Origin of the sequence: Streptomyces sedi (genome assembly GCF_006335015.1) — a bacterium.
Taxonomy (GTDB): domain Bacteria; phylum Actinomycetota; class Actinomycetes; order Streptomycetales; family Streptomycetaceae; genus Streptomyces; species Streptomyces sedi.
Window position 1 is genome coordinate 643,479 of the sequence record NZ_VDGT01000001.1, and the last position, 25,960, is coordinate 669,438.

Below are 25,960 nucleotides of genomic sequence, written 5' to 3' on the forward strand. Positions count from 1 at the left end.
GCCGGCGCCTCGGGCGCGGCGTCCACGGGATCGGCCGGATGCGGCTCCCCGCCGGAGGGCGTGGGCCAGGGCGCCGGCGCCGCCGGCGCGGGCCCCTCGGCGGCCCAGGCGTCCGGCTCGGCCTGGTGCGTCGCCCGCTCCTCCGGCCCCTCGCCGAGCGGGCGGCGCTCGGCGCGCCCCTCGAACGAGCCGGCGAGCGCGGCGGCGGCCCCCTGCCCCATGGCACCGGCCGCCGGGGAACGGGACTCCGCCGGGTCGAAGGCCCCGGACGGGTCGAACGTCCCCGTCGGGTCGAGCGGCCCCCCGGGATCGGGCGGCCCCGTCGGCGCCCCGGGCTCCTCGCCCGGCGCCGCGAACGGCATCGTCCACTGGCCGGTGGCGGCCGGGTCGACGCTGGGCTGCGTCGTCGCCGGCGGCCCGCCCGACTCGATCACCGGCGGCTGGTAGCCCTGGCCGGGCGCGGCCAGCGGCTCGGTGCCGCCGAGCGCCGGCAGGCCGCCCGGCAGCTCAAGGAAGCCGGTGGCCTCGGCGTCGTACTCGTTGCCCCAGTTGGGCTGCGGGCCGGGCGCGTTCGGGTCAGGGGGGTGCTCGTTGCTCATCGGAGAGCCCTTCCGAGTCCGCGGCGGGCCAGTGCCGCCACGGTACGCCTCAGGTGCAGCACGGCGGGCGCGAGTTGGGCGGGTTCGCCGCCGTCGCCCGCCGGTCTCGGGTCGGGGATGCAGGCCATCCCCACATAGTCGCCGAAGGCGGCCAGCGCCTCGGGCGCGAGCCCCCGCTGGCCGTCCCAGTCCACCAGCGAGGCGACCCAGCGCTCCGCGTCCAGGGGACGCAGCGGCATCGGCGCCACCGCGCCGACCGCGCACCGCACCTCGCGGCGCAGCGGGTCGAGCACCACGGCGACGGAGGCCAGCGCGCGCGAGGGGCCGGTGCGCGCGGTGGCCTTGAGGAACGTCTGGGGGGCGTGCAGCAGCGGGACCCGGACGTGGGCCAGCAGCTCGCCGGGGTTGAGCCGGTCCCGGCCGGCCAGCAGATGGCTGACCGGAATCTGCCGCCCCTCGCCGTCCGGCGCCGCTACCAGCAGCGTCGCCTCCAGCGCCGCGAGCACCGGCAGGGTGTCGCCGGAGGGGGCGGCGGAGATGATGTTGCCGCCGAGCGTGCCGGCGTTGCGGACCTGGGGCGGGCCCGCCGCGCGGGCGGCGGTGGCCAGGGCGGGGATCAGGGCCGAGAAGTCGGGGCGACTCATCCGGGAGTGGGTCAGGCAGGCGCCCAGCAGCGCGTGACCGTCCTGGTACGCCCAGCCGCGCAGCTCAGCGAGCCGGCCGAGCCCCACCAGGGCGGCGGGCCGCAGCATCCCCGCGTTGACGCCGGCCATCAGGTCTGTGCCACCGGCGACCGGCACGGCCGCCGGATTGTCGGCGAGGGCCGCCACCGCCTCGTCCAACGTGGCCGGTAGCGCGACGAGCTGGGCCCCCGGCGCGTGCGTGCTCAATCCTGCTGCCCCTTTCCGGTTGTCCCGGCTGCCGAGCCGTACGGTACGTGGTCCGGGCCCGGACGTGGCAACTCTGGCACATTTTTCGCCGCCGCAGCGGCGCGCCCCCGGTCGGCTTCGGGGCGCAACCGCCTTCGTGCCGTGGCACGTTGGGCGCACGCTCACACGATCAGGGCACGCACACGATCAGGGCACCGCTCGAACGCGGGTCGGCCACACCCCGGACACCGCGCCACGGGGCGCGACCCGGCCGGCGGGCCGGCCCGGGGTGCGGGGCGTCACTTGTCGCCCTTGCCGCCCTTACCGTCCTTGCCACCGAACGCGCCCATGGACTCGTAGATCTCCTTGCAGGTCGGACAGACCGGGTACTTCTTGGGGTCGCGCCCCGGGACCCAGACCTTGCCGCAGAGCGCGACGACGGGGGTGCCGTCCATCGCGCTGGCCATGATCTTGTCCTTCTGGACATAGTGCGCGAACCGCTCGTGATCGCCGTCACCGTGCGTGGTCTGCGGGGTGGGCTCGACGATCGTGCCGGTGCCCGCTCCGCGCTCGGGCTCCTCAACAGTGCTCATGAGTACCTAGCCTAATTGAGCGAGGGGTCGTCCGGGTACGTGGCGAGCAGCGCCAGGTTGCCGCGCTGACGGCGCAGCACCGCCCGCCACAGCCGTTCCGGCTCCGGCTCGGAGACGTCGCCCGGCTCGGAGTCCACGACGTACCAGGCGCCCTCGTCCAGCTCCCGTTCCAACTGCTCTGGCCCCCAGCCGGCGTAGCCGGCGAAGACGCGCAGCGAACCCAGCTCGGCGGCCAGCACCTCGGGCGGCGCCTCCAGGTCGACCAGGCCGATCGAGCCGTGCACCCTGCGCCACCCCAGCGGGCCGGTGCCGGGCACGACGGCCAGCGCGAGCGCCGCGTCCAGCGCGACCGGCCCGCCCTGGAAGACCACGCCCGGCTCGCCGGCCAGCGCCGCCCAGGGCTCCAGCACCTCCGAGACATCGACCGGCGTCGGCCGGTTCAGCACCACGCCCAGGGCGCCGTCCCCGTCGTGGTCCAGCAGCAGCACCACGGAACGGTCGAAGTTCGGGTCGGACAGCGCGGGGGTGGCCACCAGCAGCTGCCCGGTGAGCGAGGAGACCTCGGACATGCGCCCATGATTCCCCATCCCCCACCACGGACGGCAGTGGGCGGCCCAGCCCAGGCGCGCGGGGAGCGGGCTCACGCCGACAACCCACCTGGCCGGTGCGGACCGTAGTCGCCTGACCCCCGCCACGAATGCACCGCGCAGTTCCCCGCGCCCCCAGACAGGCCGCCACCTGCCGAAGCTGAACCGCGCACCCGACCGACCACGCCCACCACAACCAGGGGCGCGGGGAACTGCGCGAGCAACCACACACCGGGCTCACGCCGACAACCCACCCAGCCACGAAGCTCCGTAGTCGACCAACCCCCGCCACGAATGCACCGCACCCCCAAGCCGCCCACCGCCGGTGAAGGGGCGCGGGGAACCGCGCGAGCAACCGACCACCGGGGCGAGGACGACAACCCACCCCGGCCGGCAAGGCCACCCGCACCGCGCGCGTTCGGGCCATTACCATTCCGAGTGGTCCCCCCGCACCCGTTCGAAAAGATCGCGAGTTCCATGAGCGACGACGTACTCCTTGTCCACGGCGGCACCCCGATCGAGGGCGAGATTCGCGTTCGAGGGGCGAAGAACCTGGTCCCGAAGGCGATGGTGGCCGCCCTCCTCGGCAGCGCGCCGAGCCGGCTGCGGAACGTTCCGGAGATCCGCGACGTGCGGGTGGTGCGCGGCCTGCTCCAGTTGCACGGCGTGACCGTGCGCAGCGGGGAGGAGCCGGGTGAGCTGGTGCTCGACCCCTCGCACGTGGAGAGCGCCAACGTCGCCGACATCGACGCGCACGCCGGCTCCTCGCGCATCCCGATCCTGTTCTGCGGCCCGCTGCTGCACCGGCTCGGGCACGCGTTCATCCCCGGTCTCGGCGGCTGCGACATCGGCGGCCGGCCGGTGGACTTCCACTTCGACGTGCTGCGGCAGTTCGGCGCCACCATCGAGAAGCGCGCCGACGGCCAGTACCTGACCGCGCCGCAGCGGCTGCGCGGCTGCCGGATCAGGCTGCCCTACCCGTCGGTCGGCTCCACCGAGCAGGTGCTGCTGACGGCCGTGCTGGCGGAGGGGGTGACGGAGCTGGCCAACGCGGCGGTCGAGCCGGAGATCGAGGACCTGATCTGCGTTCTCCAGAAGATGGGCGCGATCATCTCGCTCGACACCGACCGCACCATCCGGATCACCGGCGTCGACCAGCTCGGCGGCTACACCCACCGCGCGCTGCCGGACCGCCTTGAGGCCGCCTCCTGGGCGAGCGCGGCGCTCGCCACCAAGGGCAGCGTCTACGTCAGGGGCGCGAGCCAGCGCGAGATGCTGACGTTCCTCAACGTGTACCGCAAGGTCGGCGGCGCGTTCGAGGTGGACGAGGCGGGCATCAGGTTCTGGCACCCCGGCGGCCCGTTGAACGCGATCGCGCTGGAGACGGACGTGCACCCCGGCTTCCAGACCGACTGGCAGCAGCCGCTGGTGGTGGCGCTCACGCAGGCGTCGGGGCTCTCCATCGTGCACGAGACGGTCTACGAGTCGCGGCTCGGCTTCACGAGCGCGCTCAACCAGATGGGCGCCCACATCCAGCTCTACCGCGAGTGCCTGGGCGGCACGCCCTGCCGCTTCGGGCAGCGGAACTTCCTGCACTCGGCCGTCGTCTCGGGGCCCACCACGCTCCAGGGCGGCGATCTGGTCATCCCCGACCTGCGGGGCGGATTCTCCTATCTGATCGCCGCGTTGGCGGCGCACGGCACGTCGCGGGTGCACGGCATCGAGCTAATCAACCGGGGCTATGAGAACTTCCTCCACAAGCTGGAGGAGTTGGGCGCCAAGGTCGAACGTCCCTGACCGGCCACGACGGGCCCGAAGGGCACGCGTGAGCGAAGGGTGAACGAACATGCGTAAGGGGTGGCCCCATTGCGGGGCCACCCCTTCAGTCGTCCTCAGCCGAGGGTCACTTGCCCTTGGCGGCTTCCTTCAGCTTGGTGCCGGCGGAGACCTTGACGCTGTACCCGGCCGGGATCTGGATGGGCTCGCCGGTCTGCGGGTTGCGCGCGGTGCGGGCGGCGCGGTGGGTGCGCTCGAAGGTCAGGAAACCGGGGATGGTGACCTTCTCGTCGCCCTTGGAGACGACCTCCCCCACGGTCTCGGCCAGGGCCGCCAGCACGGCGTCGGCGTCCTTCCGAGTCACCTCGGCGCGCTCGGACAGAGCGGCCACCAGCTCACTGCGGTTCATATTTCGTACTCCCAAGTTCATCTTGCCAATGAGGCGTGAGATCGAAGCCGATGCTGCCAGGACCCACTGACACTGCCAGGACCAGGGGTCCTCCCTGGCACCCGGGTACGCATCCTGCCCTCACCAGTGGCGGGAAGGCCAATCCGAGGCCCCCGGTCGGACGCCGTGAAGCGCCCTGGTCCCGCAGGTTGTGACGTGCCCGAGGCCGTGCCTCCCGGTCACCCTAAGGGGCAGCCGGAGCGCGTTGGCAACCGACTCGCCGCCCCGCGCGCCGCCGCCGGGGCGGCTCGGCGTGAACGCGACAGCCCGTGCACGGCCCGTAGAACGGCCCCGAACGGACCGGAGCGGAAGGCGCGGCCGGAGGTGAACGCCGCCCCCTGTCCCCGACGCCCTTGCGGCGAGGGCGAGTTGGGCACCGTCCCGCTCCGGGGGCGCGCCGGGGCTCCGGCGCGCGCCGCTCAGCTCTCGCGCGCCGCCTCGCGCACCGCCTCGGCCACGGCGCCCGAGACCCGCTCGTTGAAGACGCTGGGCACGATGTAGTTGGCGTTCAACTCGTCACCGCCCACGACGTCCGCCAGCGCCCGCGCGGCGGCCAGCATCATCTCGGTGCTGACGGAACGCGACTGCGCGTCCAGCAGGCCGCGGAACACCCCGGGGAAGACCAGCACGTTGTTGATCTGGTTCGGGAAGTCCGAACGCCCGGTGGCCACCACGGCGGCCGTCTGGCGGGCGAGCGCGGGGTCCACCTCGGGGTCGGGGTTCGCCAGGGCGAAGACGATCGCGCCGTCGGCCATGGCGGCCACGTCGTCGCCGGTCAGCACGTCGGGGGCGGAGACCCCGACGAAGACGTCGGCGCCGACGATCGCCTCGCCCAGCGTGCCGGTGACGCCCTCCGGGTTGGTGTTGTCCGCGATCCACCGCAGCGGCGAGTCGCCGTCGGCGTCGACCAGGTCGGGGCGGCCGGCGTGCACCACGCCGTGGATGTCGGCGACGACCGCGTGCTCGACGCCGGCCGCCAACAGCAGCTTCAGGATGGCCGTCCCGGCGGCGCCGGCGCCCGACATCACGACCCGCACCTGGTCCAGCCGCTTGTCGACGACGCGCAACGCGTTGTGCAACGCGGCGAGCACGACGATCGCCGTGCCGTGCTGGTCGTCGTGGAAGACGGGGATGTCCAGCGCCTCGCGCAGCCGCGCCTCGATCTCGAAGCAGCGGGGGGCGGAGATGTCCTCCAGGTTGATGCCGGCGAAGCCGGGCGCGATCGCCTTGACGATCTCCACGATGGCGTCCGGGTCCTGGGTGTCCAGGCACAGCGGCCAGGCGTCGATGCCGGCGAAGCGCTTGAAGAGCGCCGCCTTGCCCTCCATCACCGGGAGCGCGGCGTGCGGCCCGATGTTCCCCAGGCCGAGCACGGCGGAGCCGTCGGTGACGACCGCCACGCTGTTGCGCTTGATGGTCAACCGCCTGGCGTCCTCCGGGTGCGCGGCGATCTGCGTGCACACCCTCGCCACGCCCGGGGTGTAAATCATGGACAGGTCATCGCGGTTGCGAATGGGGTGCTTCGAGGTCATCTCGATCTTGCCGCCGAGATGCATCAGGAAGGTCCGGTCGGAGACCTTGCCGAGCGCCACCCCGTCGATGCCGCGCAGCTTCTGCACGATCTCGTCCGCGTGGGCCGTGGAACTGGCCGCGATGGTGACGTCGATGCGCAGCTTCTCGTGGCCGGACGCCGTGACGTCCAGACCCGTGACGGAGCCGCCCGAGGACTCCACCACCGTGGTCAGCGCGCTGACGGCCGTGCCACTGGCCGGCACCTCCAGCCTGATGGTCATCGAATACGAGACACTGGGCGCCGTTGCCATGGCCGAACTTCCTTCACATTCCTCAATGCCCCTGCCGTCCGCTCCCGGCGGCGAAGGGTGAACCGCCGAGCGGACCGCTGCCACCTTACGAGAGGCCGCCGTCGGCCCGGAAGCCGGGACCAGCCGAGGGCCCGACCGTAACAGCGGGGTGGAAGGCGCGGAAATCACGCCGGGACGAGGGCGTGAACAACGGGGGGAAGAAGAAGGGCGCCGACCCGCCAGCTCGCCTCGCGGCAAGTGGTCGCTCGTAGCGACAATGGTTGGGCCCGGGGGCATGGAACGGGCCGACGCCACTTCCAGGCTACCGCACTGAGCCCGGGGGTCAACCGGGCTCAGTGCGCAGGTCAGCGCGGTGTCGCCGACACGGCGGCGGCGTCGGGGCCGGCCGCTTCCCGGTCCGCGCCGGCCCGCAGCGCCTCGGGCACGCCGGCCTCGTCGGGGGCGTCCCCCGGCCCGGAGAGCACCGTCAGCCGCTGGGTGGACCGGGTCAGCGCCACGTACAGCACCCGGGCGCCGGCCGGCGACTCGTCGGCGATCCGCGCCGGCGCGACCACCAGCGTCGCGTCGTACTCCAGCCCCTTGGCCTCCAGGCTGCCGAGCACCACGAGCCGGTCCTCGGCGCCGGCCAGCCAGGTGCGGGCGGTGGCCCGCAGCCCCATCGCGACCACGACGCCGACCGTTCCCGGCACCTCGGACAGCAGCCGTTCCGCCTCGGCGCGCACCGCGTCCGGCAGTTCCTCGTCCGTCCCGGCCACCGCGTAGCGCGGCAGCACCCCGGTGGAGCGGACCGCGCGCGGCGGCCTGGCGCCGGGCATCGCGCGGGCCAGCACGCCGTCGGCGACCCGCGCGATCTCCGCCGGGTTGCGGTAGTTGACGGTCAGCTCGAAGCGGCGCACCGAACGGCCGCCGAGCGCCGCCCGCCGCTCCTCGGCCGCCTCCTCCGGCGCCGTCCAGGAGCTCTGCGCGGGATCGCCCACCACCGTCCAACTGGCCTGCCGGCCGCGGCGCCCCACCATCCGCCACTGCATCGGCGTCAGGTCCTGCGCCTCGTCGACGATCACATGGGTGTAGTCGAAGCGCTCCTCGTCGCGTTCCCCGCGCTCGCCGCGCTCGGCCCGGCGCTCCTGCCGTTCCGCGTAGGTCGTCAGCTCGGCGACGCCGGCGAGCGCGTCCAGCTCGTCCAGGCCGCCGCTCGGCGCGGGTCTCGCCGGCTTCGGCGGCGCGCCGAGCAGCGCCCGCAACTCGTCGAGCAGCGCCACGTCGTGGGCCGAGAGCCCGCGCCCGTCGGGGGTGACCCGGCGCAGCGAACGGGCCAGCAGCCGGATCTCGCGTGGCCGCAGCAGCCTTCTGGCCTGGCGGGCCAGGCGCTTCTCGTCGGCCATGGTCAACAGCGCCTGGAGCGGCGTGCGTTCGGGCCACCAGGCGGCGAGGAACTCCCGGAAGGCGTCCTCGTCGCCGATGTCCTCGAAGAACGCGTCCCTGGCCTCGGCGGCCAACTCCGGGTCGTGCTGGCGCTCGGCGGCCCCGGAACGCTCCCACAGCGCCTCCAGCAGCAGCCGGCGGGCGCGCGGGCGCAGCAGGTTGACGGGAGCGGAGCCGCCGAGCACCTGGCGGCGGACGCGCGCCAGCTCGTCGGCGTCCAGCTCGACGCGGCGGCCGAACGCCACGACGCGCAGCCGGTCGGGGGCGTCGTCGGCCTCGGTCGCGTCGCGCGCCACCCGGGGCAGCAGCCGCGCCATGGCGGCCGAGCCCTTGACCGCGGCGACCTGCTGCTCGTCGTAGGCGTCGGCCTCGAAGCCGTCGACCAGGGAGCCGAGCGCGCGGATCGCGACCTGCCCCTCCTCGCCGAGCGAGGGCAGCACCCCCTCGGTGTACGAGACGAGCAGCGGCGTGGGGCTGACCACCAGGATGCCGCCGGCGTAGCGGCGCCGGTCCTGGTAGAGCAGATAGGCGGCGCGGTGCAGGGCCACCGCCGTCTTGCCGGTGCCGGGTCCGCCGCTGACCTCGGTCACCTTGCCGGCGGGCGCGCGGATCACCTCGTCCTGCTCGGCCTGGATGGAGGCGACGATGTCGGTCATCCGGTGGCCGCGTTCCCTGCCGAGGGCGGCCATCAGCGCGCCGTCGCCGACGACCGGCAGCTCGCGGCCCGCGAGCGAGGCGCGCAGCCCCGGGCGCAGCAGGTCGTCCTCGACGCCCAGCACCCGCCGCCCCCGGCTGCGGATCACCCGGCGGCGCACCACGCGCCCGGGACGCAGCGGCGTGGCCCGGTAGAACGGGGCGGCGGCCGGCGCACGCCAGTCGATGACCAGCGGAACGTAGTCGGCGTCCAGCACCCCGAGCCGGCCGATGTGCAGGGTCTCGGCGATGTCGGCCGCCGGGCCCTCGGGCTCCTCGCGCACGGCGTCGTCGGCCGGCTCGACGGAGGTGGAGGCGCCGTCCGGGCCGCGTTCGCCGTCCTTGCCGGCGAGCAGGTCGATGCGGCCGAAGAGGAAGTCCTCGAACTCGCGGTTGAGCCGGGAGAGATGGAGTCCGGCCTGGAAGACCTGGGCGTCCCGCTCGGCGAGCGCGCCGGGCGTGCCGACCTGGCCGCGCCTGGCGGCGTCCGCCATCAGGTACTCCGCCTCGTGGATCTTCTCGGTCAGCCGTCCGTAGACGGCGTCCAGATGCCGTTGCTCGTCCCGGATCTCCCGGTCTCGCACGTCCAACGCTCGGCCCCCTTCTGCTGCTGTGGCAGGGCGGCCGTCAACCGTACGCGAAGTCGGGACCACCGGCAGCCACCGCGCCACGGCGGGGTCCCCACCGGCCACGCTCAGTCGCCGTACTTGGCGCCCGCGGGGGCGGGGTCGATGGCCAGCCGGTAGCCGCGTTTGACCACCGTCTGGACCACTCCGGGCGCGCCCAGCGCGGTGCGCAGCCGGGCCATCGCGGTCTCCACGGCGTGTTCGTCCCGGCCCGCGCCGGGGAGCGCGCGCAGCAGCTCGGAGCGGGCTACGACCCACCCGGGGCGGCGCGCGAGGGCGCGCAGCAGGGAGATCCCCGCCGGTGGAACGGGCTTCAGCGCGCCGTCGAGTACCACCGCGCGCCCCCTGATCTCCAGCCGGTGCCCGGCGACCGGCAGGGTCTCCACACGCGCCGGCAGCTCGGCGCAGAGCAGCTGCACCAGCGGGCCGAGCCGGAACCGTTCGGGCTGCCGCGTCGGCACGTCGTGCGCCTGGAGCGGCAGCGCGGTGACCGGGCCGACGCAGGCCGCCAGCACCCGGTGCCGCAGCGCCTCCAACAGCGGTTCCAGCAGCGCGCGTTCCTCCGCCCTGCGCAGCAGCGAGGTGGCGGCGGGCGCCGAGGTGAACGTCACCGCGTCGACGCCGCGCGCCAGGACCGTGTCGATCAGCCGGTCGACGGGGGCGATGTCGGCCGGCGGCATCCAGCGGTAGACCGGCACCTCCACCACCTCGGCCCCGGCGGCGCGCAGCGCCTCCAGGAACCCGGGCTGGGGCTCGCCGTGCAGCTGGAGCGCGAGCCGCTTCCCCTCGACCCCCTCGTCCAGCAGCCGGTCAAGCACCTCGGCCATGGACTCGGAGGCCGGCGACCAGCTCTCCCGCAGCCCGGCCGCCCGGATCGCGCCGCGCACCTTGGGGCCGCGCGCCAGCACCTCGCCGGTGGCGAGCGCGCCCAGCAGCGGCTCGCCGAGCCCCCAGCCCTCGGCCGCCTCCACCCAGCCGCGCAGGCCGATCGCCGTGGTCGCCACCGTGATGTCGGGTGCGCGTTCGATCAACTGGCGGGTGGCGGCCAGCAGTTCCTCGTCGTCGGCGAGCGGCACGATGCGGAGCGCGGGGGCGTGCGTGACCTCGGCCCCACGCCGGCGCAGCAGGGCGCCCAGCTCCTCGGCCCGGCGCGCGGCGGTCACGCCGACGGTGAAGCCGTCCAACGGCCGGACGGCGGCCCGCCGCGCTTCTTCGTGCTCTTCGTGCTGGTCCTGCTGGTCCTGCTGGTCCTGCTGAGGCATGACCGTTCCACCCTGGTGGTTCGCTCGCTGACGGGGACATGGACGAGGTCGACGGACGGCGCAAGGCTGCCGGGCATGGAGTGCCGTCGAGCCTAGACAGACGGGCGTGACGGGGCCGGTTCCGACGCGTTGCGCCGGCGTTAAGCGGCCCCCGCCCGCCCCTTCAGACTCCCACGTAGCCCGGCGCCCGCTCCGCCCGGCCGCCGGCGACCGCGGTCTCCCGTGTCCGCGGACCCCGGGCACCGCGCAGATAGACCGCCCAGGTGACCACCGAGCACAGGGCGTAGAAGGCGAGGAACGCGACGAACGCGTTCACCCCCGACCCCGTGGCCTGGAACGACTGCCGGAAGGCGAGGTTGATGCCCAGCCCGCCGAGCGCGCCGACCGCCCCGATCAGCCCGATCGCGGCGCCCGAGAGCCGCCGCCCGTAGGCCGCCGCCTCCTCGCCGTGCAGCCCGAGCGCCACGGCCTTCGCCTGGTAGATCCCGGGGATCATCTTGTATGTCGAACCGTTGCCGATCCCGCTGAGCACGAAGAGCGCGACGAAGCCCACCAGGAAGACCCCGAGCGACTCGGCGCGCGAGGCCGCGATCACCACCCCGGTCGCCGCCGCCATCCCCACGAAGACCCACAGCGTGATCCGCGCCCCGCCGAACCGGTCGGCCCAGTGCCCGCCGAACGGCCGCACCAGCGACCCCAGCAGCGGGCCGATGAACGTCAGCGAGGCCGCCTGGAGCGGCGTCCGGTCGAACTGTGTCTGGAGCACCAGACCGAACGCGAAGCCGTAGCCGATGAACGAGCCGAACGTGCCCGTGTACAGGAACGACATGATCCAGGTGTGACGGTCCCTGACGGACTCCCGGGCCGCGCCGGTGTCGTTGGTCACCGGGGCCAGGTTGTCCATGTGCCGCCACGCCAGCACGGCCGCCACCACGATCAGCGGGGTGTACGCGGCCAGCAGCACCCTGGGGCTGCCGTCGCCCGCGGTGGCGATCACCAGCAGCCCGGCGAGCTGCACCACGGGCACACCGACGTTGCCGCCGCCCGCGTTCAGGCCCAGCGCCCAGCCCTTCTTGCGCAGCGGGTAGAAGGCGTTGATGTTGGTCATCGAGGAGGCGAAGTTGCCGCCGCCGATGCCGGTCACGACGGCGACCAGCAGGAACGTGCTGTACGAGGTGCCCGGTTCCATGACGACCCAGGCCGCGACGGTGGGCAGCAGCAGCAGCGAGGCGGAGATCACCGTCCAGTTCCGGCCGCCGAAGCGGGCCACGGCGAAGGTGTACGGCACCCGCACCACGGCGCCCACCAGGGTCGCGGTGGAGACCAGGAAGAACTTGCCGGCCGCGTCGACCCCGTACTCGTCGCCCATGAAGAGCACCAGCACCGACCAGAACGACCAGACCGAGAACCCGATGTGCTCCGAGAGCACGGAGAGCAGCAGGTTGCGGCGGGCGACACGCTCGCCCGTGGTCCGCCAGAAGTGCTCGTCCTCCGGGTCCCACTCCTCGATCCAGCGTCCACCCCGACGGGCGGGACGTGGCCTGACGACTGACATGGTGCCTCCAGCGCGGTTCGAACGAAAGGAGAACGTAACAACGGGCGACTTCGGCACTGTTGGCGGCAGATGACACCCACGAAACCAGTGCCTCACCCGCGACGCCCCTCCACGGTGAGCGCCCACCGGCGGTGCAGGGGCGCGGGGAACGGCGCGAGCAACCCACCACCGGGCTCACGCCGACACCCCACCCACCCACGAAGCTCCGTAGTCGACCAACCCCCGCAGTCCGGCTGAACGCCTGCTACCCCTCGGTCAGGTGGCCGGGCAACGGCGAAGGCCCCAGATGCGTGCTCTTCGGGGGCATCCCCGCACCGCTCGCCGCGCCCGCCCAGATCTGGTCCCAGGTCGGCGGCGGCAGGATCAACCCCACCTCGTCCGCCGCCGGATAGTGGCTGGTGTAGCGCAGCGCCGGCGACAGCTGCTGGTCCTCGCAGAGCGCCGGGACGAGCACATGGTCGCTGATGGCCGCCGGCAGCTCGACCCACTCCACCGGCAGCGTCCGCAGCCGCCCGGCCAGCGCGACGGGCGAGATCTCCGAGAGAGCCCAGATCCGGCCCTGTCCGGTCAGCAGATAGGTGCCGGGCCGCGGCACCGGCCGCCTGGCCGGCGGCAGTTCGCGCACCCGCGCGATCCGTTCCGCGGCGCGCACCGCCCGTTCCAGGTCGAGCCCGGGAACGACCCGGTGGGTGGCCGACAGCGTCAGCGGATAGCGCCGGTGGTCGACGACGAGCGCCAGCAGCCGGTCACCCACCGCGTCGGGGTGCGCCCGGCGCAGCCGCCTGGCGGCCTCCAGCCGGTGGTGGCCGTCGGCCAGAAGCATCGGCGGCAGCGGCGGCGGGTCGAGCGCCCAGGACGCGTCGCAGGCCCAGAGGCGTTGCAGCCCGCCGCCGGGCACCGGCAGCTCCTGGTCGGCCGGGCGTCGCACGGTCTCCTCCACGCAGTCGTGGAAGGCGCCGAGATCGGGCGCGGCCAGCAGCAGCGGTTCGACGCTGCCGCCGCGCTCCTTCAGCAGGCGGGTCTGGAACCTGACGGCGTTCTCGCCCACCTGCTGGTGGCGCAGCACATGCCCGCTCTCCACTCCGTGCAGACCCAACGCACCGATGACTCCCCGCTGTTCGACGGAGCCGACGGCGTCGACGCGTTCCAGCACGTAGTAGCTGGCCCGGCCGAGCGGCCGGCCGAGGACGCCGTGGAAGGGGAGCAGCAGGTCCGTGCGCGGCGCCGGGCTCTCCGGCAGCACCAGCGGGCGGGACAGCTCAGGCAGCAGTGTGCTCCTCCTCGTTCGCGGACACGGGGAGCACGACGGGCCGCAGGACGTCCTGGGCCTTGCGGAGTACGGCCTCCAGCTCACACGGCGCGTCCGCCACGGCGATGACGCAGCCATGTCCGGCGACCCGGCTGGTGGTCTCCGGAACATGACCGCCCGGCGGGACGGAGATCTCGACGTCCGTGACTCCCGGCAGCGCCAGTGCCTCGCCCATCCCTTCGACCGTGACCAACGCGCCGGGGGGCAGGCGCAGTTGACGGAGACCGGCGAAACGTTCGCGGGTCCGGCCGGCGGGTTGGGGAAGACCGAGCGCGGCGGAGAGGGCCAGGGCTTCGAGGTCCGTTCCCTCGGCCAGCAGCAGCAGTTCGCTGAGCCGGTCCTCGCCCGGGTGGGCGTGGGACTCGACCAGTCGAGGCCCCGCCGAGGTCAGTATCACCTCGGTCTGTGAGGGGCCGCTGCGGTGGCCGGCGGTGTTGAGCGTGGCGACGACCAGCTGGTGGATCTGGCGGGTGGTGTCCCGGTCCAGCTCCGCCGGCAGGTCGTAGCCGGTCTCCCTGCCCTCCGGCACGCCGGAGGTGTACCGCCTGGAGATCACCAGGACGGTGTGCGTGCCGGCCAGGGAGTGGGCCACCACGCTGTACTCGGGTCCTTCCAGGAACTCCTCGACGATCAGCGCAGGTTCCGGCGGCAGCCCGGCGGCCAGGAACGCCGCGTCCGCGGCATCACGCAGCAGATGGACGTCCTGGCCGCCGAAGCCGGTGCGCGGCTTGGCCACGCACGGGAAGCCAACGCGCAGGGCGACGGCTTCCAGATGCGCGGCGCGGTCGCAGTGCTCGAACCGGACGGGGGCACCGGTGAGCTGATTGACCTTGCCGCGCAGGGCCGCCTTGTCCGTAAGGTACGCGACGGCCGCATGGGGGTTGCCAGGAAAGCGCAGGGCTTCGTTGGCCCGAGCCGCCGCGAGGGCGCTGGCCTCGGCGAAGCCGAAGACGGAGATCCTGGCGGGAACGTGGGCGAGGTGGCCGATCGACATCAGCAGCCGCGAGTGGTCGCGCCACTCCACGGTCATCGCGTCGTCGGCGGCCTCCACCGCCTCCCGGACCTCCGGGCTCGAAAGGTCGGGTGCGAGAACGAGCGTGGTGGCTCCGACCGCGTGGGCCGCCTCCACCACCGAGCGGCGTGGGCTGAGCAACACCGCCAGCGGTTTCGATGGCGTGGTCATGCCGGCCTCGCTGCTCACACGAACCCTCCGAGGACCCGGATCAGGCCCAGATGTTCCCGGCCTGGGATGCTGCCTGGGTGGAACCGGACTCGACGGTGGAGCCCTGAGCTGCGGCTACTCCACCGGACACAGCCGCGACGACAAGGGCTGCGAAAAGGCTGAGAGCAAACTTCTTCACGGGTTCCCTCTTCCGTGTCCACATAGACGAACATGAGTGGCATGCTGGCGCAATCATGCTCACGAGCATTCACGGAGAAGTCGATAGAGTCACTGTGGCATCATCTCGCCTGTCAAGTTGACGCCAAGGGGCTGGCCGACGTCGTTCGAGGAAGAAGAGCGTGCACGAATCCGGCGAAATAGACGCAGCAGCGACCCGAGTTTACCGGCTCCGCGTGATCCATCCCACAGATTCGGTGAGCCAGATCGCGACGCGCGCCGGATTGGCCGAGGACGAGGTCATCGCCGCCGAGGAACGCCTCTTCACACTCGGCCTGTTGCGCACCTCACCGAGTGGCGGACGTGTGGCGATCTCGCCGGAGAGCGCGGCCGACGCGCTACTCGCCCCCCTCGAACAGGACATCCTGCAACGACGGATCGCCATGGCCGCCACCAGGGCGAGGCTGCACGCGCTCTCCGGGGACTACCTGGAGGCCCGCTCGATGCGCTCGGCGAAGAGCAGCATCGAGGTGGTCGAGGGCATCGAGAACATCCGCGCCGTCATCGACGACCTCGCCCGCACCTGCGTCAGCTCGTTGGACGCGCTGGTGCCGGGCGGCGGCCAGCCCGAGGGCGCGATCCGCGCGGCGACCCCGCTGGACCTGGAGACGCTGGAGCGCGGCGTGAAGACGCGGATGCTCTTCCAGCACACCGCGCGCAAACACCGCGCCACCGTGGTCTACGCCGGCACCCTGATCGCCGCGGGCGCCCAGGTGCGCAGCGTCAGCGTGCTGCCCTCCCGGATGCTGATCTACGACGCCAGCTGCGCGGTGCTGCCGATCGACCCGCTGCACACGGCCGCCGGCGTGGCCCTGGTGCGGGCGCCGGCCGTGCTCAACTTCCTCCAGCAGCTCTTCGAGCACTACTGGGACCGCGCCATCGACTTCGCCGAGGAGGACCAGCGCTCCGGCAGCGAACCGACCGACGTCGAACGCGACGTGCTGATGCTGATGGCCGCCGGGAAGAAGGACGAGGCGATAGCCCACCAACTCGGCATGTCCCCGCGCTCGGTGAGCAGGATCGTGGCCAGGCTGATGGAACGCCTGGGCGCCGACAGCCGGTTCCAGGCGGGCGCGCGCGCCGCGCTGCACGGCTGGCTGTCCTGACGGGCCGGAGTGGGAGGAGGGGACCGAGCACGATGATCGACCACGAACCCGACGTGCTGGCCGACGGCGAGATCGACGCCACCACGGTGCGGATCTACCAGCTGCGGGTCGCCCATCCCACCGACCACGTCACCGAGTTGGCCGAACGTGCCGGCCTCACCGCCGACCAGGTGCGGGCGGCGGAGCGGCTGCTCTCCCGGCTCGGCCTGCTGCAACGCACCCCGGGCGGCGGCTGGGTGGCGATCAACCCGGAGAACGCGGCCGAGAGCCTGCTGGCCCCGATGGAGGGCGACATCCTGCGCCAGCGGGTGGCGATGGCCGCCACCAGGGAACGGCTGCACGCGCTCTCCGGCGACTATCTGGAGGCCCGCTCGCTGCGCTCCGCGAAGACCAGCATCGAGGCGGTCGAGGGCATCGAGAACATCCGCGCCGTCATCGACGACCTCGCCCGCACCTGCGTCAGCTCGTTGGACGCGCTGGTGCCGGGCGGCGGGCAGAGCGAGGCCGCGCTGTCGGCCGCGGCGCCGCTCGACCTGGAGCTGCTGAAGCGCGGGGTGCGGATCCGCTCCCTCTTCCAGCACGGGGCGCGGCGGCACCGGGCGACCGCCCGCCACGTGAGCCGTATCACCGCCGCCGGGGCCCGGGTCCGCACGGCGGGGGTGCTCGCCTCCCGGATGCAGATCTACGACGGGGAGCTGGTGGTGGTGCCGCTCGACCCCGGCCACTCGGCAGCCGGCGTCGCGCTGGTCCGCGACCCCTCGGTGGTCGACTACGCCAGCCAGTTCTTCCAGCTCAGTTGGGACGAGGGGCTGGACTTCGACGGCACGGGCGAGGAGGACGCGCCGGTCCCGGGGACGGCGCCGATCGGCCAGGAACGCGACGTGCTGCTGATGATGGCGGCCGGGCTCTCCAACGACGAGATCGCCGACCGGCTCGGCGTCTCCCCGCGCTCGGTCAGCCGGGTCGTGGCCAACCTGATGACCCGGCTGAACGCGACCAACCGCTTCCAGGCCGGCGTCGAGGCCGCCACCCAGGGCTGGCTCACCAGCTGAGCGGCACGGGGGCCGGGGCGGGGACGGAGGCGGGGCCAGGGGCGCGGAAACGTATCCGCGTCAGTAGCCGCGTCAGCGCCGTTCGAGGAAGTCGGCCGCCACCGGGCCCGCGTCCTGCCCGCCGGAACCGCCGTCCTCCAGCACCACGGCGAACGCCAGGTCCTCCTCGCCGAGATAGCCGATGATCCAGGCGTGGGTGGCGAGTTCGCCGTCCTCGTCCGTGAACTCGGCCGTGCCGGTCTTGCCGTGCGGCTCGCCCGGCACGTCGGCCAACGCCGACGCGGAGCCATCGGTCACGGTGTCCCGCATCAGCCCCTGGAGCGCCTGGAGCGTCTCCTCGGACAGCTCGGCCGTCGCCTCGTGCCGCCGCTCGACCGCGTCGGGCACCAGCACCGGCTGGTGGAATCCGCCGGCCGCCACCGTGCCGGCGACGGAGGCCATCGCCAGCGGGCTGGCCTGCACCTGGTGTTGGCCTATCAGCGAGGCGGCCAGCTCGTTCTCCTCCGCGGTCGGGGGCACCGAGCCGTCGAAGGTCGCCGCGCCCACCTCCCAGGTGGCCCCTATGCCGAACGCCTCGGCCGTCCGCCCCAGCGACTCGTGGTCGAAGCGGTCCAGGTTGCCTATGAACGCCGTGTTGCACGAGGCGGCGAAGGCGTCGTGCAACGTGGTGTCGTCGCCCAGCTCGAACTCGTCCTGGTTCTCGAAGCGCTGCCCGTTGACCGTGACATGGCGCGGGCACCCCAGCGGGTCCTCCACACCGACCCCGCTCTCCAGCAGATGCGCCGCGGTCAGCACCTTGAAGGTGGATCCCGGCGCCAACTGCCCCTCCAGGGAACGCGCGAAGCCGTCCACCGGGGTGTCGGCCGCCGCCAGCACCTCGCCCGTGGAGGCCCGCAGCGCCACGATCGAACCGTCGCTTCCCGCCTCGGCCAGCGCCTCCTCGGCCGCCCGCTGGATGTCGGCGTCCAGCGTGGTGACGACCGGGCTGCCCGGCTCGCCCTCGCGCCGCTCCAGCGTGGCCACCGCCTCCCCCGACTCACGGTCCGCGACCACCAGCTCGGCGCCCGGCGTGCCGGCCAGCACCTCCTGGTACCGCACCTGGAGTCCCGAGACGCCCTCCCCCGACTCCGGGTCGACCGCGCCCACGACGGCGCGCGCGGCGTGCGCCAACGTCCTTCCCTCCTCGGCGAACTGGAGCCCCGGCACGGAGACCAGCTCCTCGGCGTGCTCGGCGTAGACCTGGTCCCGCAGCGTGACCACCGGCACCGCCTGGTCCGGCTCGGCCTCGGCGACCCGCTCGGCGAGCGCCTCGACGTCTATCCCGGCGTCCAGCGCGTCCAGCGTCTCCCAGGCCAGCTCCTCGTCGGTCAGCTGGGCCGGCCATATGCTCACCGCCCAGACCCTGGCCGGGCCGGCGACCGTGGTCTCGTCGGCGGTGACGATCGGCGCGCGCTCCGGCCAGGAGACCGTGTTGACCAGGGTCTGCCCCTCGGACAACTCCGGGTGCAGCAGCGACGACTGCCAGCGCAGCCGCCACTCGTCGCCCGACCCGGGAACGGCGAGCGCGACGCTCTCCCAGGAGACCTCGCCGATCCCCGGCAGCGTGAAGTGGGCGGTGAACCCGACCGCCCGCGCGTCGTCGGGGGCGCCGTCCGGCTTGTCGACGGCGCCCGTGACCTCGAAGGAGACCTCCTCGGGCGCCGTGTTGTTCGCCACGGAGCCCAGCAGCGACTCGGCGGCGGCGGGGTCGTCGGTCCCGGCCGCGGCCTCGGCCAGCTCGCCGGCGGCCCAGGCGTCGAGGAAACGCTCGGTGGCCGCGCGCGCCCGCTCCTCGCCCCCGCCGTCCCCGCCGCCGCGCAGCAGCAGTACCGCGACCACGGCGAGGACCGTCACCAGCGCGGCGCCGCCGATGAGCGTGACCCGCTGATTACGCCAACTGTTCGCCATGGTCGCGACCTTACCGGCCCACACCGACAAAAAGACGGGCTTACGCCCACAATCGGTGGCCCCCCGAGGAATCCCGGGCGCCGCGCGCCACGGCCGCCACGAGGGGCCGCCGGCACCTCACGCGAGCACCCCGCACCGGCGCGAGGACGCCACACACCCGCACCGCGATCGCGCCGCTGTCGCCCGCGGGCCCCGGGACAGCGAAAAGCCCCGGACCGGGAACCCGGTCCGGGGCAAACGTGGAGATGGCGGGAATCGAACCCGCGTCCAACGAAGTGGAAGGAGGGCTTCTCCGAGCGCAGTCCGCTGCGATTTTCTCGGCCCCGGAGATCACGCGGACAAGTCTCCGACGGGCTCAGTCACTGTGTGATGTCCCACACACCCCCGTGACCGGGGCGGGTGGTGAGTCCCCTAGCTGATGCCAGGACCCGGGACGGGAACTAGCCCGGGCTGACACCTCGCGGTCGCTGCTCAGGCAGCGAGGGCGAAGGAATCGCGCTTGGTATTGGCGATTATTTTTTTGCGGCATATGGTTAACGAGATCATTGCCGCTTCCTCGGCTCGCTTCCCCTGCTTCGACGTTCGCTGTCGAAACCGATCATCCCCATGTTGAGTTGACAAACGGCCCGCCGCGGGTGTCCCCGACGGCCCGTGCCGTGCTCTGTCGTCCAGTATAGCGCGGCGCCCCGCGGTACGCCCGGTCGTTTCGGCCCCGCCGAGCGCTCGACCGGGCTCCCCGCTCAGCCGCGCTGCTTGCGGCGGGCCGCCGACATGACGCGCTCCGCCTCCCTGCGGTCCTGCTTCTCCCGCAGCGTCTGCCGCTTGTCGTACTCGCGCTTGCCCCTGGCCAGCGCTATCTCGACCTTGGCCCGCCCGTTGACGAAGTAGAGCTGGAGCGGCACCAGGGTGAGACCGCTCTCCTGGAGCTTGCCGATCAGCTTGTCGATCTCCGAGCGGTGCAGCAGCAGCTTGCGCTTGCGCCGCGCGCTGTGGTTGGTCCAGGTGCCCTGGGCGTACTCCGGAATGTGCACGTTGTGCAGATAGGCCTCGGCGCCGTCGATCTGGCCGAACCCGTCCACCAGCGAGGCGCGACCCGCGCGCAGCGACTTGACCTCGGTGCCCGTCAGCACCAGCCCACACTCGTACGTGTCGAGAATGAGGTAGTCGTGCCGGGCACGCTTGTTCTGCGCGATGAGCTTGCGTCCCTTTTCCTTAGCCATGACCAGCCAAGTCTACCCATCGGAGATCGTCGGGCCGAAGCGATATTCCGGGCCTACACCCCGAGCCCGGCCAGCACCCTCCCGGCCTCCGTCTCGGCGTCGGCGCCGGGCTCCACCAGCAGGTCGGGCACGAGGCCGTCCTCGTCGACGGTGCGCCCGGAGGGGGTCGCGTAGTGCCCGACGGTCAGCTCGGCGACCGAGCCGTCCGGCTGCTCGCTCGGCATCTGGACCGTTCCCTTGCCGAAGGTGTGGTGACCGACGATGACCGCTCGATTGCGGTCCTGGAGCGCGCCGGTGAACATCTCGGCCGAACTCATGGTGCCGCCGTCCACCAGCACCACCAGCGGGGTGTCGGTGTCCCCGCCGGCCGGGGCGTGCAGGGCGCGCTCCTCGCCGTGCACGTCGTAGGTGGCGACCAGCCCGCCGTCCAGGAAGACGGAGGCGGCCTCGGCGGCCTCGGTCAGCAGCCCGCCCGCGTTCCCCCGCAGGTCGACGACGATGCCGTGCCCCTCGGGGACCTCGGCGACCGCCTCGCTCAGCAGCGCGGCCGAGCCCCGGGTGAACGAGTCCACCTCGACGCGGGTGAAGCCGTCCCCCTCGGTCACGGTCACGCTGCGGATCGCGAGCCGGGCGCGCTCCACGGACAACTCCCGGCGCTCGCCGTCCCGTTCCATACCGAGCAGCACGGTGCTGCCGGGGCCGGCCTCGGCGGCGCGGTCGCTGCCGCGCAGCCGGCTGACCACGTCGGTCACCGGGCCGCCGGCCAGCGGAACGCCGTCGATGGTGTGGATCTCGTCGCCCGGCCTGACGCCGGCGCGCTCGGCCGGGCTGTCCGCGTGCACCTCGCCGACCTCGATCCGGCCGTCGGCGGTGCGCAGTACCGCTATGCCGGTGCCGACGTACTCGCCGTCAAGGCCGCGGCGCAGCGCCTCGTACTCCTCGGGGCTGTAGGCCGCGGCCCAGCGGTCGCCGCTGCGGCTGACCAGCCGGCCGGCGTCGTCGAGGGCCGCTGAGGCGGACTCCCTGGCCTCCTCGACGCCGAGGCCCGCTCCGGAGCCGGAGGCCAGTACGGCCGCCTCCGCCTCGTCGTTTCCCCTCGGCCACGAACCGGTCGCGGCTCCGGTCACCAACACCCCGGTGAAGACACACGCCAGAGCGGTGCCCCGCCGGACGCTCCGGGACGAACCGCGGTGAGACGGACCAGACATGCTGGGGAGTGTAGGACATCCCCGACGGGCGCACGGTAGTTGACAGTTGCTTCACCGCCGGGGATACGTCACACCGATTTCACACCTTCAGGTACTTGTACAAAGCGAAGAATGCTGCAAGAGCGGGCATCGCGATGCCCGTCACCAACACATAGGGCAGCACCGAGAAGACGGCGTCCCAGCCGACGAAGTCGATCACCGGGATGCGTTCGGCGAGGAAGCCGTCGATGCCCAGATAGACGCCGAGCAGCAGGAAGCACGCGAGCAGCGCGCCCATCAGCCCCGCGATCGTGGCCTCCAGGATGAAGGGCAGCTGGATGTAGAAGCTGGAGGCGCCGACCAGCCGCATGATCCCGGTCTCGCGGCGCCTGCTGAACGCGGAGACCCGCACCGTGTTGACGATCAGCAACACCGCCACCACCAGCATCAGCATCATCAGCCCCACGGCCGCGATGTTCACGCCGTTCAACAGGTTGAACAGGTTCTCCAGCAGGGAGCGTTGGTCCGTCACGGACTGCACGCCCTCCCGGCCGGCGAAGGCCGAGGAGATCACCTCGTACTTGGTGGGGTCGGTCAGCTTGATCCGCAGGGACTCCTGCATCTGCTCCGGGGTCACCACGGAGGCGAACGGCGAGTCCTTCTGCTGCTCCTGGTAGTGCTCGTAGGCCTCCTCCGCGCTCTCGTGGTAGACCGTGTCCACGAGCTCCAGGCTCTCCAACTCGGCCGCGATCTCCTCCCGCTGCTCCTCGGTGGCCGGGCCACGGGAGCAGGCGGCGTCGGTCTCGGCGTCGACCTCGTTGCAGAGGAAGATCGACACCTCGACGCGGTCGTACCAGTAGTCCTCCATGCTGTTGACCTGCTTGCGCGCCAGCAGCGCGCCTCCGAGCAGGGCCAGGGAGAGGGCGACCGAGACGATCACCGCGAAGGTCATGGTCAGGTTCCGACGGAGACCGACCCCGATCTCCGAGAGGACGAAGTGGGCGCGCATGGCGTCCTTTCCGTGGTCGAGTCAGTGCTGGTAGCCGTAGACACCGCGGGTCTGGTCACGCACCAACCGACCGCGTTCAAGTTCGATCACACGCTTACGCATCTGGTCCACGATCTGGGCGTCGTGGGTCGCCATGACCACGGTGGTGCCCGTGCGGTTGATGCGGTCGAGCAGCTTCATGATGCCGACCGAGGTCTGCGGGTCCAGGTTGCCCGTGGGCTCGTCGGCGATCAGCAGCAGCGGCCTGTTGACGAAGGCGCGGGCGATGGCGACACGTTGCTGCTCACCGCCGGAGAGTTCGCCCGGCATCCGGTCGTCCTTGCCGCCGAGGCCCACCAGGTCCAGCACCTCGGGCACGGTCTTGCGGATCTGGCCGCGTGGCTTGCCGATCACCTCAAGGGCGAAGGCGACGTTCTCGCCCACCGTCTTGTTGGGCAGCAGCCGGAAGTCCTGGAAGACGGTGCCGAGTTGCCTGCGGACCTGCGGCACCTTCCAGTTGGAGAGCCGGCCGAGGTCCTTGCCGAGCACGTGCACACTGCCCTGGCTGGCGCGTTCCTCCCGCAGCAGCAGCCGCAGGAAGGTGGACTTGCCCGAGCCCGAGGAGCCCACCAGGAAGACGAACTCGCCACGTTCGACCTCCAGCGAGACGCCACTGAGGGCCGGCGCCTGCTGCCGGGGATAGGTCTTGGAGACGTTGTCGAATCGAATCACGGTTACACCAAGTCGGGACTGGGTATGGACGAGGGGTTCTCCCTTGCTCGGCAGACCCTACGCGAAGCGCCGCGCGCCGCGCAGTTCCGCGGGCCACGTGGCCGCCCCACTTGCCCCCACTCGCGGGGGTTCTCCCGCCGGTGCCCACCGCCCCCGACGCCTTCCGCCCCGCATCCCGAGGGCCCGCCGTCCGCTCTCCGTCGCGGGCCGGCGTTCCGCCTGGCAGAGTGGAGGAGACGGGGGGACGAGAGGAGACGATCGCATGACCGCCGAGTGGCTGGTGTGCGCCAACTGCGCGGGGCGGGTGAGCGAGGGGCGGTGCGCGGTGTGCCGCGCCGAGCTGGCGCGGCTGCGGCAGACGCGCGGCCCCTGGGACCTGCTGGGCCACCCGGGCGCGCTGATCGCCCTCCTGGTGGGGCTGGCCGCCGTGGCATGGCTGATGGCCCGGCCCGCCTGAGCGGGTCCGCGGCATCCCGCACCCGTCCGCGCGGGCCGGGAAAGTGACGTCGAACGAGGGAAGGGCCCGGAACGCCTGAGCGTTCCGGGCCCGTTGCCCTGATTCAGGGTCGGTTCAGGGTCGCCTGCCGCCGGTTCAGGCGGGGGTGGCGCCGCCCTTGTTGATGAGACGCGGCAGGTAGCGGAAGCCCACACCGCCGGCGATCATGGTGGCAGCACCGATGACCAGCAGGGTCTCGTTCATGGAGGAACCGGTCTCGGCCAGCTCCTCGCGCTCTTCGGTGGCGGCCTCGTCGGTCAGGTCCTCGGTGGGAGTGTCCTGCTCGATGGGGCTGCTGCCACCCTCGGTGTCGGGCTCCAGGCCGCCGTCGCCGCCCTCGGCAACGCCCTGCGGGCCGCCGGAGGCGGAGCCGCCCTCGTCGCCGCCGTTGTCGCCGTTGTCACCCTCGGCGCCGCCGTTGTCGCCGCCGTTGTCACCCTCGGCGCCGCCGTTGTCACCGGCGTTGTCGCCCTCGGTGTCACCTTCGGTGTCACCCTCGACGGAACCCTGGTCGTCACCCTCGACGGAACCCTGGTCGTCGCCCTCGACGCTGCCCTGGTCGTCGCCTTCGGTGTCACCCTCGGTGTCACCCTCGACGGAACCCTGGTCGTCGCCCTCGACGGAACCCTCGTCATCGCCCTCGGTGTCACCCTCGGTAACGCCCTCGACGATGCCGACGATGCCGCCGTCGCTCCCCTCGATGACGCCGACGATGCTGGCGTCCTTCGTCGAGGTGTCGGCCGCCTTGGCCGAGCTGTTGCTTGCCGACGCGGTGCCAACGACGGCGAGCGAAGCACCCGCGGCGAAGACGGCGGCCGCGGCGATACGCGCCACGTTGGCCCGAGTCTTGGGACTGGCCATCTATCCACTACCCCCTGTAGCTACTTGGTATGTGACGGAGATGCCATCACAGTGTCCCGTGAATGGGGCAGCCTCACGCAAGGGCGGCGGAACCGCTTGGGGTTCACCTTGCTCTTGCGCCCCTCGCGCTACTCGCACCCACGGATCACAGGCGTGCCAAGTGAACACCCTTCCCCCTGAACGCATCCCCGTCAAGCAGGATGTCCGGTAAGTGCCCTGCGAGGGGAAGAAGTTGTGTGAAGGTTACTTCTCGTGCTGTTTACGCCAACGGATTCCGGCTTCGAGGAAGTCGTCGATATCCCCGTCCAGCACACCCTGAGGGTTTCCGACTTCGTGTTCGGTGCGCAGATCCTTGACCATCTGGTACGGCTGGAGAACGTAACTGCGCATCTGGTTCCCCCAGGAGTTTCCGCCGTCTCCCTTGAGGGCGTCCATCTTCGCCTGCTCCTCGGCCCGTTGGTGGGCGAGCAGCCGCGCCTGGAGAACGCGCATCGCGGCGGCGCGGTTCTGGATCTGTGACTTCTCGTTCTGACAGGAGACGACGATGCCGGTCGGCAGGTGGGTCAGCCGGACCGCGGAGTCCGTGGTGTTGACCGACTGGCCGCCGGGTCCCGAGGAGCGGAAGACGTCCACCCGGATCTCGTTCTCCGGGACCTCGATGTGGTCGGTCTGCTCCACCACGGGCAGCACCTCGACGCCGGCGAACGAGGTCTGGCGCCGCCCCTGGTTGTCGAACGGCGAGATCCGCACCATCCGGTGGGTGCCCTGCTCGACGGAGAGGGTGCCGTAGGCGTAGGGGGCCTTGACGGTGAAGGTCGTGGACTTGATGCCCGCCTCCTCCGCGTAGGAGGTGTCGAGCACCTCGGTCGAGTACCCGCGGCGCTCGGCCCAGCGCAGGTACATGCGCTGGAGCTGCTCGGCGAAGTCCGCGGCGTCGACGCCGCCGGCCTCGGCGCGGATGCTGACCATCGCCTCGCGCGGGTCGTACTCGCCGGAGAGCAGGGTGCGCACCTCCAGCTCGTCGACGGCCTTGCGCACGGAGGCCAGCTCGTCCTCGGCCTCCCGGCGGGCGTCGGCGTCGCTCTCGTCCTCGGCCAGCTCGAAGAGGACCTCCAGGTCGTCGATCCTGCCGTGCAGCTCCTCGACCTTGCGCAGCTGGCCCTGGAGCAGCGAGAGCCGGCTGGTGACCCGCTGGGCGCTCTCCGGGTCGTCCCACAGGTTGGGCGCCGCCGCCTGCTCCTCAAGCTCGGCGATGTCGGACCGCAAACGGTCGAGATCGATCACGGCCTCGACGGACTCCATGGTGGAGGCGAGGGACTTCAACGCTTCGGAAACATCGACGACTGCCACCCCCCCAGCGTAACCGTTGGTCCCGGGGGCGCCCGGCCGCCCGACGGCGCCCCGGGGACG

At 72.4% G+C, this 25,960-nt stretch carries 21 protein-coding genes and 1 other RNA gene; 4 read left to right on the forward strand and 18 right to left on the reverse strand.

Annotated features, from left to right (window positions below; all coding sequences use genetic code 11):
• Window positions 1-595 precede the first annotated feature (595 nt).
• The 3 genes from FH715_RS02610 to FH715_RS02620 form a co-directional block, all read right to left on the reverse strand.
• A complete protein-coding gene (locus tag FH715_RS02610; RefSeq protein WP_139640318.1) occupies window positions 596-1,489 on the reverse strand; it encodes an FAD binding domain-containing protein in 894 nt (297 codons plus the stop codon).
• A gap of 278 nt (window positions 1,490-1,767) precedes the next feature.
• The gene (locus tag FH715_RS02615; protein WP_139640319.1) at window positions 1,768-2,061 is read right to left on the reverse strand and encodes a DUF3039 domain-containing protein; all 294 of its coding nucleotides are present in this window, start codon (window positions 2,059-2,061) and stop codon (window positions 1,768-1,770) included.
• Window positions 2,062-2,072: 11 nt separating this feature from the next.
• The gene (locus FH715_RS02620; RefSeq protein WP_139640320.1) at window positions 2,073-2,630 is read right to left on the reverse strand and encodes a YqgE/AlgH family protein; all 558 of its coding nucleotides are present in this window, start codon (window positions 2,628-2,630) and stop codon (window positions 2,073-2,075) included.
• 495 nt (window positions 2,631-3,125) lie between these two features.
• On the opposite strand from FH715_RS02620, the gene murA reads away from it, so the two are divergent.
• Window positions 3,126-4,445 (forward strand): UDP-N-acetylglucosamine 1-carboxyvinyltransferase, encoded by a 1,320-nt coding sequence (gene murA / locus FH715_RS02625; RefSeq protein WP_139640321.1) that lies wholly within the window; start codon window positions 3,126-3,128, stop codon window positions 4,443-4,445.
• 106 nt (window positions 4,446-4,551) lie between these two features.
• On the opposite strand, the gene FH715_RS02630 is transcribed toward murA, so the two are convergent.
• From FH715_RS02630 to FH715_RS02665, 7 genes are all read right to left on the reverse strand, one after another.
• A complete protein-coding gene (locus tag FH715_RS02630; RefSeq protein ID WP_097233273.1) occupies window positions 4,552-4,833 on the reverse strand; it encodes an HU family DNA-binding protein in 282 nt (93 codons plus the stop codon).
• 458 nt (window positions 4,834-5,291) lie between these two features.
• On the reverse strand, window positions 5,292-6,695 hold the full coding sequence (locus FH715_RS02640) for an NAD-dependent malic enzyme (RefSeq protein WP_139640322.1): 1,404 nt from the start codon (window positions 6,693-6,695) through the stop codon (window positions 5,292-5,294).
• A gap of 344 nt (window positions 6,696-7,039) precedes the next feature.
• The gene (locus FH715_RS02645) at window positions 7,040-9,400 is read right to left on the reverse strand and encodes a HelD family protein (RefSeq protein ID WP_246108500.1); all 2,361 of its coding nucleotides are present in this window, start codon (window positions 9,398-9,400) and stop codon (window positions 7,040-7,042) included.
• 104 nt (window positions 9,401-9,504) lie between these two features.
• Window positions 9,505-10,698, reverse strand: a complete 1,194-nt coding sequence (locus tag FH715_RS02650) for a uroporphyrinogen-III synthase (RefSeq protein WP_139640323.1) — start codon at window positions 10,696-10,698, stop codon at window positions 9,505-9,507.
• Between the two features lie 163 nt (window positions 10,699-10,861).
• Entirely contained in the window at window positions 10,862-12,253 is a 1,392-nt protein-coding gene (locus FH715_RS02655; RefSeq protein ID WP_139640324.1) for a nitrate/nitrite transporter, read from the reverse strand.
• 244 nt (window positions 12,254-12,497) lie between these two features.
• Window positions 12,498-13,496 carry a DUF1015 family protein gene (locus tag FH715_RS02660; RefSeq protein WP_170184602.1) on the reverse strand — a complete coding sequence of 333 codons (999 nt, stop codon included), beginning with the start codon at window positions 13,494-13,496 and terminating at the stop codon, window positions 12,498-12,500.
• 16 nt (window positions 13,497-13,512) lie between these two features.
• A complete protein-coding gene (locus FH715_RS02665) occupies window positions 13,513-14,745 on the reverse strand; it encodes an ATP-grasp domain-containing protein (RefSeq protein ID WP_139640326.1) in 1,233 nt (410 codons plus the stop codon).
• A 413-nt stretch (window positions 14,746-15,158) separates the two neighbouring features.
• On the opposite strand from FH715_RS02665, the gene FH715_RS02670 reads away from it, so the two are divergent.
• Window positions 15,159-16,067: a helix-turn-helix transcriptional regulator gene (locus tag FH715_RS02670; RefSeq protein WP_246108501.1), complete on the forward strand. Its 909-nt coding sequence runs from the start codon at window positions 15,159-15,161 to the stop codon at window positions 16,065-16,067.
• Between the two features lie 32 nt (window positions 16,068-16,099).
• A complete protein-coding gene (locus FH715_RS02675) occupies window positions 16,100-17,119 on the forward strand; it encodes a helix-turn-helix domain-containing protein (protein ID WP_246108502.1) in 1,020 nt (339 codons plus the stop codon).
• A gap of 72 nt (window positions 17,120-17,191) precedes the next feature.
• Here the strand turns inward: FH715_RS02675 and FH715_RS02680 are convergent, their stop codons facing one another.
• The 6 genes from FH715_RS02680 to ftsE all read right to left on the reverse strand — a co-directional run bounded on the left by FH715_RS02680 (window position 17,192) and on the right by ftsE (window position 23,193).
• Complete coding sequence (locus FH715_RS02680) at window positions 17,192-19,066, reverse strand: penicillin-binding transpeptidase domain-containing protein (protein WP_139640328.1); 1,875 nt, start codon at window positions 19,064-19,066, stop codon at window positions 17,192-17,194.
• A 237-nt stretch (window positions 19,067-19,303) separates the two neighbouring features.
• Window positions 19,304-19,672: a transfer-messenger RNA gene (ssrA, locus tag FH715_RS02685) on the reverse strand.
• 134 nt (window positions 19,673-19,806) lie between these two features.
• On the reverse strand, window positions 19,807-20,286 hold the full coding sequence (gene smpB, locus FH715_RS02690) for an SsrA-binding protein SmpB (RefSeq protein ID WP_097233263.1): 480 nt from the start codon (window positions 20,284-20,286) through the stop codon (window positions 19,807-19,809).
• Between the two features lie 53 nt (window positions 20,287-20,339).
• Window positions 20,340-21,494 carry a S41 family peptidase gene (locus FH715_RS02695; RefSeq protein ID WP_139640329.1) on the reverse strand — a complete coding sequence of 385 codons (1,155 nt, stop codon included), beginning with the start codon at window positions 21,492-21,494 and terminating at the stop codon, window positions 20,340-20,342.
• Window positions 21,495-21,573: 79 nt separating this feature from the next.
• Window positions 21,574-22,482, reverse strand: a complete 909-nt coding sequence (gene ftsX, locus FH715_RS02700; protein WP_139640330.1) for a permease-like cell division protein FtsX — start codon at window positions 22,480-22,482, stop codon at window positions 21,574-21,576.
• Between the two features lie 21 nt (window positions 22,483-22,503).
• Entirely contained in the window at window positions 22,504-23,193 is a 690-nt protein-coding gene (gene ftsE / locus FH715_RS02705) for a cell division ATP-binding protein FtsE (RefSeq protein ID WP_097233260.1), read from the reverse strand.
• A gap of 262 nt (window positions 23,194-23,455) precedes the next feature.
• On the opposite strand from ftsE, the gene FH715_RS02710 reads away from it, so the two are divergent.
• The gene (locus FH715_RS02710; protein WP_139640331.1) at window positions 23,456-23,650 is read left to right on the forward strand and encodes a hypothetical protein; all 195 of its coding nucleotides are present in this window, start codon (window positions 23,456-23,458) and stop codon (window positions 23,648-23,650) included.
• A 135-nt stretch (window positions 23,651-23,785) separates the two neighbouring features.
• Here the strand turns inward: FH715_RS02710 and FH715_RS02715 are convergent, their stop codons facing one another.
• Together FH715_RS02715 and prfB are read right to left on the reverse strand one after the other, a co-directional pair.
• Window positions 23,786-24,523 carry an LPXTG cell wall anchor domain-containing protein gene (locus FH715_RS02715; RefSeq protein WP_170184603.1) on the reverse strand — a complete coding sequence of 246 codons (738 nt, stop codon included), beginning with the start codon at window positions 24,521-24,523 and terminating at the stop codon, window positions 23,786-23,788.
• A 270-nt stretch (window positions 24,524-24,793) separates the two neighbouring features.
• Entirely contained in the window at window positions 24,794-25,900 is a 1,107-nt protein-coding gene (gene prfB / locus FH715_RS02720) for a peptide chain release factor 2 (protein WP_139640333.1), read from the reverse strand.
• Window positions 25,901-25,960 lie beyond the last annotated feature (60 nt).

Excerpts from the sequence above, each read along its gene's own strand:
- FH715_RS02615 (WP_139640319.1), bottom strand. The coding sequence starts at position 2,061 with ATGAGCACTGTTGAGGAGCCCGAGCGCGGAGCGGGCACCGGCACGATC.
- FH715_RS02620 (WP_139640320.1), bottom strand. The coding sequence starts at position 2,630 with ATGTCCGAGGTCTCCTCGCTCACCGGGCAGCTGCTGGTGGCCACCCCC.
- murA (WP_139640321.1), top strand. The coding sequence starts at position 3,126 with ATGAGCGACGACGTACTCCTTGTCCACGGCGGCACCCCGATCGAGGGC.
- FH715_RS02630 (WP_097233273.1), bottom strand. The coding sequence starts at position 4,833 with ATGAACCGCAGTGAGCTGGTGGCCGCTCTGTCCGAGCGCGCCGAGGTG.
- FH715_RS02640 (WP_139640322.1), bottom strand. The coding sequence starts at position 6,695 with ATGGCAACGGCGCCCAGTGTCTCGTATTCGATGACCATCAGGCTGGAG.
- FH715_RS02650 (WP_139640323.1), bottom strand. The coding sequence starts at position 10,698 with ATGCCTCAGCAGGACCAGCAGGACCAGCAGGACCAGCACGAAGAGCAC.
- FH715_RS02655 (WP_139640324.1), bottom strand. The coding sequence starts at position 12,253 with ATGTCAGTCGTCAGGCCACGTCCCGCCCGTCGGGGTGGACGCTGGATC.
- FH715_RS02665 (WP_139640326.1), bottom strand. The coding sequence starts at position 14,745 with ATGACCACGCCATCGAAACCGCTGGCGGTGTTGCTCAGCCCACGCCGC.
- FH715_RS02675 (WP_246108502.1), top strand. The coding sequence starts at position 16,100 with ATGATCGACCACGAACCCGACGTGCTGGCCGACGGCGAGATCGACGCC.
- FH715_RS02680 (WP_139640328.1), bottom strand. The coding sequence starts at position 19,066 with ATGGCGAACAGTTGGCGTAATCAGCGGGTCACGCTCATCGGCGGCGCC.
- smpB (WP_097233263.1), bottom strand. The coding sequence starts at position 20,286 with ATGGCTAAGGAAAAGGGACGCAAGCTCATCGCGCAGAACAAGCGTGCC.
- FH715_RS02695 (WP_139640329.1), bottom strand. The coding sequence starts at position 21,494 with ATGTCTGGTCCGTCTCACCGCGGTTCGTCCCGGAGCGTCCGGCGGGGC.
- ftsX (WP_139640330.1), bottom strand. The coding sequence starts at position 22,482 with ATGCGCGCCCACTTCGTCCTCTCGGAGATCGGGGTCGGTCTCCGTCGG.
- FH715_RS02710 (WP_139640331.1), top strand. The coding sequence starts at position 23,456 with ATGACCGCCGAGTGGCTGGTGTGCGCCAACTGCGCGGGGCGGGTGAGC.